The 9873-nt window shown below is 66.9% G+C and carries 8 protein-coding genes; 4 read left to right on the forward strand and 4 right to left on the reverse strand.

The window, feature by feature from the left end:
- The first annotated feature begins 88 nt into the window (after positions 1-88).
- From FHU38_RS26805 to FHU38_RS26820, 4 genes are all read left to right on the forward strand, one after another.
- Complete coding sequence (locus tag FHU38_RS26805) at positions 89-910, forward strand: septum formation family protein (RefSeq protein WP_313886920.1); 822 nt, start codon at positions 89-91, stop codon at positions 908-910.
- A 78-nt stretch (positions 911-988) separates the two neighbouring features.
- A complete protein-coding gene (locus tag FHU38_RS26810) occupies positions 989-2587 on the forward strand; it encodes an alpha/beta hydrolase (protein ID WP_167177692.1) in 1599 nt (532 codons plus the stop codon).
- Between the two features lie 359 nt (positions 2588-2946).
- Positions 2947-3234 carry a helix-turn-helix domain-containing protein gene (locus FHU38_RS26815; protein ID WP_167177695.1) on the forward strand — a complete coding sequence of 96 codons (288 nt, stop codon included), beginning with the start codon at positions 2947-2949 and terminating at the stop codon, positions 3232-3234.
- A 70-nt stretch (positions 3235-3304) separates the two neighbouring features.
- Positions 3305-4594: an Nramp family divalent metal transporter gene (locus tag FHU38_RS26820; protein ID WP_167177697.1), complete on the forward strand. Its 1290-nt coding sequence runs from the start codon at positions 3305-3307 to the stop codon at positions 4592-4594.
- Positions 4595-4616: 22 nt separating this feature from the next.
- On the opposite strand, the gene FHU38_RS26825 is transcribed toward FHU38_RS26820, so the two are convergent.
- From FHU38_RS26825 to FHU38_RS26840, 4 genes are all read right to left on the reverse strand, one after another.
- On the reverse strand, positions 4617-5501 hold the full coding sequence (locus tag FHU38_RS26825; protein ID WP_167177699.1) for an LLM class F420-dependent oxidoreductase: 885 nt from the start codon (positions 5499-5501) through the stop codon (positions 4617-4619).
- 89 nt (positions 5502-5590) lie between these two features.
- The gene (locus FHU38_RS26830; protein WP_167177700.1) at positions 5591-7417 is read right to left on the reverse strand and encodes a phosphoenolpyruvate carboxykinase (GTP); all 1827 of its coding nucleotides are present in this window, start codon (positions 7415-7417) and stop codon (positions 5591-5593) included.
- Between the two features lie 369 nt (positions 7418-7786).
- Positions 7787-8458, reverse strand: a complete 672-nt coding sequence (locus tag FHU38_RS26835; RefSeq protein ID WP_167177702.1) for a DUF6802 family protein — start codon at positions 8456-8458, stop codon at positions 7787-7789.
- Positions 8459-8551: 93 nt separating this feature from the next.
- Positions 8552-9873 (reverse strand): dynamin (locus FHU38_RS26840; RefSeq protein ID WP_167177704.1); only part of this gene is annotated, 1322 nt, incomplete at its 5' end.

The following is a 9873-nucleotide window of genomic DNA, read 5'->3' on the forward strand; positions in this document are numbered from 1 at the left end:
CCTTAAGTGTTCGGCGGGTCGCTCGGTAGGGTCATGCGCGATGTCGAGATACGGGCTAGTGCTTACCGCGGCCACGATGGTGGCCGCCATGACGCTGACGGCATGCGCCAGCGAGGTCACGGGCACGCCGGCTGCCGGTGCGAACACCGAGGCCGCGGCCACAACCACCACCGAACCCGCGGCGAGCGGCCCACCCGATCAGCAGATCGCCCAGCGTGGCGAGTGTGTCGCGGGCAACGATCCGGCTCCGGTGGACTGCGCGAAGCCACACACGGTCGAGATCACGGTGGCGGGCACGTTCGGCGGCGCCATGCCGGACGAGCCTCCCAGCCGTGACGCCGTATTCGAAGCGGTCTTCCCCACCTGCCGTGCCGAGGCCGCCAAGTACCTCGGTGACGAGCGCTACGACATGACTACGTTGGCGGCCTGGCTGCTGTGGGCGGGCACGGACGACTGGCGAGAAGGCGCCCGCTGGTACCGCTGTGGGGTCGCGCGGCTCGGTCCGGACGGCCGGGCCGTTTCGCACACCGGGTCGATGAAGGACGCCCTCGCAGGCAACGGCAGCAACAAGTTCCGGCTCTGCACGAAGGAACCGCCGTCTCAGCCGCTGCCCGCCCCGGTGGCGTGCGACCAACCACATCGCAGCGAAGCCGTCGCGGTCATCCCGATGGGAGATCCGAGACAACCGCTGCCCGCTGACGAGAAGTTCGACCGCACCGCGCGTGCGGAGTGCGGTGACGCGCTGCGCCGCTATCTCGGCGCCGCGCGCGACGACGTCACCGTCGCGTGGCATCGCCCCGACAAGCTGAACTGGCGCCATGGTTTCAACAACCTGACCTGCTACGCGGAAACGAAACAGCCCGTAACCGCCACACTGCGAGGCATCGGCACGGCGCCGCTGCCGAGCTGACCCCGGGGTCAGGGTTGTCCGGCGAGTCAGGTATCGGTTCAATGTGGCCGGACAACGCAACCGAGGGGCACAGACCACATGAGGAAACTTCGCCTGTCCGCGCTGGTTCCCGCGCTGGTGGGGACACTCCTGATCCCGGTACAGACCACCGCGCAGGCAGCACAAACGTCCAATTCGGACAAAATCCCCGATCGGTACACCGGGCAGGTGCTCAACTGGCACCGCTGCGAGGCCGACGAACTCCCTTCCACCCCGCCCGAGGGCGCCGAGGACATCGAGTGCGCCACCTTCCGCACACCGAGGGACTGGGAACAACCGGGACACGGCGAGGACCTGACGATCGCGGTCAGCAGGCTGAAAGCCACCGGCGGCGAGGCGACCGCGAGCGTGCTGACCAACCCCGGAGGCCCCGGAGCGCCGGGGCGGGCATTCCCTGCCCGGCTGCGCGACCAGGACCGGGTACGGCGGCAGCAGGAGATCATCGGCTTCGACCCCAGGGGCACGGGCAAGAGCACCAACATCACGTGTGGCGGCGCGATCGGCACGGGTGGCTCACTTGATCCTCGGGACCGGGACAGGAAGAACCTGAATCTGATCCTGGACGCCACCGAGTACGCCGCGGACTCCTGCCAGTTCAAGTCGGGAGAGCTGGGCCCGCTCATCAACACCTTCCAGACCGTCCACGACATCGACCTGCTCAGGACCTTGCTCGGCCGCGACAAGATCAACTGGGTCGGCTATTCGGCGGGCACCTGGCTCGGCGCGCACTACGCGCAGCAGTTCCCCGAGCACACCGGCCGGTTCGTGCTGGACTCCGCGACCGAGTTCACCACCACCTGGCAGCGCTCGTTCGACTGGCAACCGCTCGGGTTCGAGCGCAGGTGGCGACAGGACTTCCTGCCGTGGCTGGCGCGGTACGACTCGCTTTACCACTTCGGCACCACCGCCGAGCGGGCCAGGCAGACCTACGAACAGGTGCGGGCAAGCCTCGCCACACAACCCATCGAACTCGACGGGCAGCACGTCGGCCCCAACGAGTTCGACAGCGCAATCGGAATGAACCTGTACAGCAAGCGTTCCTTCCCCGGACTCGCCGAGTTCCTGGTGAGCGTGCGCACGCTGGCCACACCTGACAAGTCGGCGAACGAGCAGGCTTCCGCACTGCGACGCCTGCAGGCACGGCTGAGCGAGGCCAAGGCCATCGGGCCACAGCCGCTGGTGGTGCCGGTGGAGTACGACGACGCGTACGACGCCAGCTTCTGGACCATTCCGTGCAACGAGGGCCCGTGGTTCGGCGGAAGGGGCACCGCCATCTGGCAGTCGGAGCGACTCGGAAGGCAGTACCCGCTGCTTGGCTGGGGCTGGCTGGTGCAGCCGTGCATCTTCTGGAAGACCAAGCCGAGGGACCTCCCGGTGCTCGACGGGCAGGGTGTTCCGCCGGTGTTGATCGTGCAGTCCGAACACGACCCCGCCACTCCGATCGAAGGAGCGAGGCGGGCACACCGGGCGTTCGAGGGCTCGCGGATGCTGACGATCACCGACGAGGGCGACCACGGTATCTACGCGGGCGGCAACTCGTGTGCCGACGACGTCGTGGAGGACTTCCTCGTCGACGGCATCGTGCCGAGCGACCGCACGTGCCCCGGACAGCCGCTGCCGGTTCCCGAAGGCGGCTGACCAACCCAAAGGTGGCTCGCGGAACCATCCCTGCGGTGGTTCCGCGAGTCGTCGGAGTCGTTGTCGGAGTCGTTGTCGGAGCCGGAATCGTTGTCGGAGCCGGAATCGAACGCCCCGCTGAGCACGGCGAAACACAAGGCGCCGAGCGCGACCACGAGCATCGCCAAACCTGCCGAAACCATGGCTACCTCCCTCACGCTCGGTCGTTTCGGATGGACTCCATCGAAGTTCTGACGCGGGGAGTCGGTCAGGCGTTTCGCGTTTCAGTCACACCCCGATCACGATCCGTACCGTCCACAGCCTGTGCACAGAGTTGTCCACAGGCTGTGTGTAACTGGTTCGGGTACTACTATCGACCCGTGGTCCGAGTGCCCCTCACGAAATCCCAGCGCGCCCGCGGCGAACGACTCGGTTCACTGCTACGAGATGCACGAGGCAGCCGCAGTATGGTGCAGATCGCGGCGGAAGCAGGGATCTCTGTCGAGACCCTTCGCAAGATCGAGACCGGCCGCATCCCCACCCCCGCGTTCTTCACCGTGGTGGCCGTGGCCGACGCGGTCGGCGTCTCGCTCGACTCGTTGCGCGACGCGGTCACTGCCGAAACATCCACAGCGACATCCACAGCGACGTTGCCGAACGTCTCCTGACGCACACCGGGAACGCCCTGGGAAATCTCGTCCTTTCGCTCGATCCGGTGAACGATTAACCTTTCCTGCCATGGCGAATGAGGTCCGTCACAGTGAGGTGACAGACAACGTCCCGGTCGGTTGGCGAGCACGCTTGCGTCAGATCGGCCCAGGAATGATGGCCGCCGCGACCGGAGTGGGGGCCGGTGACCTGGTCGCCACGATGGTCGCCGGGTCGAAGTTCGGCTATACCTTGCTGTGGGCGGTGATCGTCGGCACCGTCTTCAAGATCGCGCTCGCCGAGGCCGTCGGCCGCTGGCACCTGACCTCCGGACAGACGCTGCTGGCGGGATGGCGCGACCTCGGCAAGTGGGTGCTCGTGTACTTCGGCGCCTACGCCGTGGTGTGGGGGTTCGTCTACGGTGCCACGGCGATGTCGGCATCCGGCCTGCCGTTGAACGCGCTGTTCCCGTGGCTTTCGCTGCGCTACTGGGCGATCGCGTGTGGGCTGCTTGGCTTCCTGCTCGTGTGGTTCGGCCGGTACCGGTTGATCGAAAAGGTCATGACAGCCTTCGTCGGCATCATGTTCGTCACCGTCGTCGGCACGGCGATTCTCGTGACGCCGAACCTGCTTGACGCGGTGAACGGGTTCGTGCCGAGGCTGCCGAGCGGCTCGCTCGTCTACGTACTCGGCCTTATCGGCGGTGTCGGCGGCACCATCACAATGGCCGCCTACGGCTACTGGACGATGGCCAAGGGTTGGCGGTCCTCCCGCTGGCTTTCGATGATGCGGCTGGACAACACCACCGGATACGTCACCACTGGCATCTTCGTCGTCGCCATGCTCATCGTCGGCTCGGAACTGCTGCTGAACACCGACATCGTTTCCGGAGATGAAGGCCTGCTCCTGCTCGGTGACACGTTGGCCGCCGACTACGGACAGTGGGCCCGCATCCCGTTCCTCATCGGCTTCTTCGCCGTCTCGTTCAGCTCGCTCGTCGGCGTGTGGAACGGCGTGAGTCTGCTGTTCGCCGACTGGTGGCGCACCTGGCGAATCCCCGCAGGCGTCGAGGACACCGGCGAGGACTACGAAAGCAAGGCAGGCGTGCGCAGCACGCCCTTCCGCGGCTACGTGCTGTGGTTGACGTTCCCGCCGATGGCACTGCTGTTCCTCGACAAGCCGTTCCAGCTCACCATCACATATGGCGTACTCGGTGCGCTTTTCATGCCGTTCCTCGCCGCGACGCTGTTGATCATGCTCAACTCCGGTCGCGTACCGAGCGAGGGCCGCTCCCGCTGGCTGTCCAACGGCCTGCTCACGCTGTGCCTCGCGCTGTTCACCTACCTCGCGATCGACGAGATCATCGGGTTCTTCGGCTGATTCGGGCTACCGCGCGGGGACATCAGCGCAGCAACTCGATCACTTCGGCGAAGGTCTCCATATCCGGCGCCAGCACGGTGAGGTAGGTGAACCCGAACCGCTCACGCTGGGCGCGCAGCTGGTCCGCGACCTGCCGCGCCGTCCCCACCAGCAGGATCGGTACGTCACTGAACTGCTCGTCGGTCAGTTCGGGAGCGTAGCGCCGCAGTGACTGGAGGGCACTCTCGCGGTCACCGGTGAGCACCACCTTCTGGATCAGCAGGTTCAGTTCGATCCGGTCGGCTCGCTCACCCGCCTCCCTGCGCACGAAATCCACCCGCTCACCGAGCTGTTCGGCCGTCGCCACGGAGGCCGAGGTGCCCGCGTGGTCGAAGGTGGCGCCGGAGAAGCCCACGATGTCCGCCTCGCGGGCGGCGAGCCGGAGCATCCGGTCTCGGTGCCCCGCCATGAGCAGTGGCGGGCCGGGGTGCTGGGCCGGGCGGGGCTCTTCCTCGGCGAACAGCACGCGCAACCGCCGCACGGTGTGCTCCAGGTGGTCGATCCTGGCACCGGGGCCGGGAAACGGCAGTCCGGCGGCGTCGAACTCCGCCTTGACATAGCCGGTGCCCAGACCCAGTTCCAGCCTGCCTTCGACGTACTGGTCGGTGCAGGCGACATCGCGGGCGAGCAACGCGGGGTTGTAGAAGCTGGTGTTGAGCACGAACGGGCACAGCCGCACGCTGCTGGTCGCCTCCGCGGCGAGCACGAGCGCGGGAAACGGCGCGGGCGCGCCGAGGTGATCCGGCACGCACACCACGTCGTAGCCCAACTCCTCGGCCTTGCGACTCTTGTCGACCCACTCCCGGCGCCCAGCGGGAGCGGTCAGGTTGACGCCGAACCGAAAGGGCTTCCTCGCCGCAAGATCCACCGTTCGACGGTATCGAAAGGGCCCCCGGAGCGGGTCCGGTTCGCGGTGGGCGAACCGGATGCCCCGGGGGCCTTCACGGGCCCTGTCGACTAGCCGAGGCGCTGCTTCAGTGCCTCCAGCTCGTCGCGCAGCGCGGAGGGGATCTTGTCAGTGCCGATCTTGGCGAACCACTCCTCGATCAGCGGGATCTCCTGGCGCCACTCGTCGGGGTCGACGTCGAGCGCGGCGTTGATGTCCTCGATCGGCTCCGTGAGGCCGTCCAGATCGAGGTCCTCGGCGCGAGGTACGAATCCCGCGGGAGTCTCCACCGCAGAGGCCCTGCCCTCGATCCGCTCGACGATCCACTTCAACACCCGCGAGTTCTCACCGAACCCGGGCCACAGGAACCGGCGGTCGTCGCCGCGGCGGAACCAGTTCACGTAGAAGATCTTCGGCAGCTTCAGCTCGTCGGCGCCCTTGCCGACCTCCAGCCAGTGCTGGAAGTAGTCACCGGCGTGGTACCCGAGGAAGGGCAGCATCGCCATCGGGTCGCGGCGAACCTCGCCGACCTTGCCCGCGGCGGCGGCCGTTTTCTCCGACGACATCGTGGCGCCCATGAAGACGCCGTGCTGCCAGTCACGCGACTCCGACACCAGCGGGATCGTGGTCGCCCTGCGACCGCCGAACAGGATTGCCGAGATCGGCACACCCCTGGGGTCGTCCCACTCCGGCGCCAGGGTCGGGCACTGCGACATCGGCGTGCAGTACCGGGAGTTGGGGTGGGCGGCGGGCTCGTCCGAATCGGGTGTCCAGTCCTGCTTCTTCCAGGAGGTCAGGTGCTGCGGCGTATCCGCCATCCCTTCCCACCACACGTCGCCGTCATCGGTGAGGGCAACGTTGGTGAACACCGTGTTGCCCTTCTCGATGGTCCGCATGGCGTTGGGGTTGGTGTGGTAGTCGGTGCCGGGCGCGACGCCGAAGAACCCGAACTCGGGGTTGATCGCGTACAACCTGCCGTCCTCACCGAAGCGCATCCAGGCGATGTCGTCGCCGAGCGTCTCGGCACGCCAACCGGAGATGGTGGGTTGCAGCATCGCGAGGTTGGTCTTGCCGCAGGCGCTGGGGAACGCCGCCGCCACGTAGTACGCCTTGTTCTCCGGGGAGATGAGCTTGAGGATCAGCATGTGCTCGGCGAGCCAGCCCTCGTCGCGCGCCATCACCGAAGCGATGCGCAGCGAGTAGCACTTCTTGCCGAGCAGCGAGTTTCCGCCGTACCCGGAACCGTAGCTCCAGATGGTCCTGGTCTCGGGGAAGTGGCTGATGTACTTGGTGTCGTTGCACGGCCACGGCACGTCCTGCTGCCCGGGTTCGAGCGGAGCACCCACCGAGTGCAGCGCTGGCACGAACTCGCGCTCGGTGCCGTCCTCGGTGACGAACTTGTCCAGCGCGGCCTTGCCCATCCGGGTCATCACCCGCATCGACGCGACCACGTAGGCGAAGTCGGTGATCTCGACGCCGAGCTTGGGGTTCTCGTCGGCGAGCGGACCCATGCAGAACGGGATGACGTACATCGTGCGACCACGCATGCAGCCCCGGTAGAGCTCCGTCATGGTCGCCTTCATCTCGTCGGGATGCACCCAGTTGTTGGTGGGCCCGGCATCCTCCTCCCGCTCCGAGCAGATGAACGTGCGCTCCTCGACACGTGCCACGTCGCTGGGGTCGGAGGCCGCCCAGAAGGAGTCCGGCTTGGCCTTCAGCGGCACGAAGGTGCCAGCCTCGACGAGTTCGTTGTTGATGCGCTCTGCCTCTTCGTCGGAACCGTCCACCCACACCACTCGGTCAGGTGTGGTCAGCTCAGCGACCTCCCGCACCCAAGACAGCACGCCGCTGTGTGTCGTTGGCGCTTTGTCCAGACCGGGGATGGCTACTGCAGTCATCTCTCGTCTCCTGTCTTCGACGACAAGAGCCCACACCCCGGACCGCGACGTCCGGATGCGGGCTCCGTTGCCGGCGACCGAATGGCTCGCGCGCACCGCCGAGCGGTGTGCTGAAATTTGGGATTCCCTGAGAGTAGCGGCCCGACACACCCCTCACCGAGCCCTGACCTGTCGGTTCTCTCACAAGAACGATAAGGGAATCGATTCAGCTTTCGCCGAGGCGGGGAAGCGGCAAAGACTTTCCTGTCGCGATGCAAAGACCCGGCACGGTCGCCGTGCCGGGTCTTCACCAAACGTCGTTATTGTCCGAGTGCGGGTATCAGTTCTCGCCGACCGAGTTTCGGCCGCGCCGACCGCTGGCCGAGGCGCTCAGTTCTGGCTGATCCACTGACCGGTGCCGGAGTCGATCTTGGCGACGCCCTCGACGGTGTCGAACCCACCCCAGGCCTCATCGCTGCCTGGGGCGCTGCCGTCCGTTTCGGTCCACTCGCCGTCACCGGTGTGCTCGTAGACCGTTGACCCGCCGTCTGCGTCGATCATGACCGCGATGTCGGCCTGCCCGTCGCCGTCCTCGTCGGTGAACGCCATCGTGGTGCCGTCGGAGTCCTCAACGACGGCGGTGTCGTTGACGCCGTCGTGGTCGGTGTCCACGGTCGCCGGGCCGACCTCGACGTCGCCCTCCGGCAGGTCGGCGGTGATGGTGCCACCCGCGCCGGTCTGCGACTCGCCGCTGTCACCGGAGCCGCCAGGTTCCACCGAGACCCAGTCACCGCTCGCCTCGTCATACGTCGCGTGCGCGACGAGATCTCCATTGGCGTCCAGCGCGATGTACTCGTCCGCGGCGCCGTCCCCATCGTTGTCGACGAAGGCCTGCCCGCTGCCGTCAGCGTGCTCGATGACGGCGGTGTCGTTGACCCCGTCGTCGTCGATGTCGAAGTTGATGTCGGCCGAGTACTCCTCGCCTTCGACGGTGACGGTCAACTCTTCCGAGGTGCCTGTGGCGTCAGTGGCGTCGGTGGCACCACTCTCGTCGACCCACACTGGGAACTCCTCTTGTCGGGGATTCGCGGCTTGTTCGGTAGTTAGGACTCACGTTATTCCGGTTCGGTTCCGTACACCAGCACGTGCGCACCGCTAGCTTTCGCGAGGCCGGTCCCGCAGCGCACGGATGCGCACGAGGAACTTCTCGGCCTTCTGCCTGCCCTCCGATGTGTCCTTCAGCCGCCTTGTCACCAGCGCGAGCTTCTTCGACCGCTCCTGCGCGTCCATCTTGATGGTCTTGTCGAGCTCCTTCAGCTCCGCCTCGATCGCTTCGATCCGCCTGCTCAGCGCGTCGTCAAGAGCAAGAGAAAGCTGCTGCTCCGCCTCGATGAGTTGCTCGGCGACCAACTGGTCGAGTGTGGAGCGGGCGTCGGCGATGGACTCGACGAGCCACTGCTTGGTGTGCTGCTTGTCGGCGGCGTGCCTGCGGGTACGCGACATCCACCAGCCCGCCCCGAGCCCGATCACGATCGTCGCCGGCAGCACGAGGGGGTTGAACAGCGCGAAGCCCGCGAGCGGTGCGGCAGCGAGTTTGGCGGCACCCGCTCCACCGGAAACCCCCATGAACACGAGCAGCTTGTCCTCGGCCGTCGGCGGGCGCTTGTCCGGAGGGCGCAACACGACGGGTGGGCCTCCCGCGCGCGCGAACTGCGAACGGATGATGGCCAGCTCCTCGGTGGAGAACAGCTCTGCGAGTGCCACCTCGGTCACCTGGTTCAGCCGCTGAGCAAGCGTGCCGGAGATGCGCTGCGAGATGGCCTGCAACGCCGCGTCCACCTGTTGCGGGAGATTCGCCAGCTCCTCGCGGCTCGCGGCGTCTATGCGCTGCCGGAAGTAGGCCTGCGCATCCCGCATCTGCCTGCTGGCCTCGTGTCCCAACTCCACGCGCGTGCGCTGTACCTCTCCGCGCAGTTTGAGTTGCCAACCGCGAGTGGAGGAGCGGCGCTCGACAGTCAGCCGGTCCCTGCGCTCCCGCAGCCGCTGTGCCTCCGATTCCCCGGCCGACAGCGCCCTGCGTTCGGCGTTGAGCCTGGCCTGTCGCTCACCAAGCGCACTGGAAAGCGCGCGCAACGTGTTGGCCTCGCCGAGCATCGCGGCGCGGCCGACGAGCAGTTCCTGCACCGCTGCCTGTAACTGCGCCACCCCTGACTTCTCCCGCAGCATCGCGGCGGCCTGCTCGCTCGGCGCGCCTGCCGCCAGCTCGAACATGCGGGCCGAGACGGGGTAGATGGGCGCCTCCGCGAACCGGGGCGCGTGCTCAGCCAGCAGTTGCCGGTCGAGGTCGAGTACCTGCCGCCAGCCACGGAACTGGTCGATCTTCGAGAGCGCGAACACGACCGTCTCCACCCGGTCGGCCATCGTCGTGAGGAAGCGCAGTTCGGTAGAGGTGAACGGAGCGGATGCGTCGACGACGA

Source organism: Saccharomonospora amisosensis (assembly GCF_011761185.1).
Classification (GTDB): Bacteria; Actinomycetota; Actinomycetes; order Mycobacteriales; family Pseudonocardiaceae; genus Saccharomonospora_A; species Saccharomonospora_A amisosensis.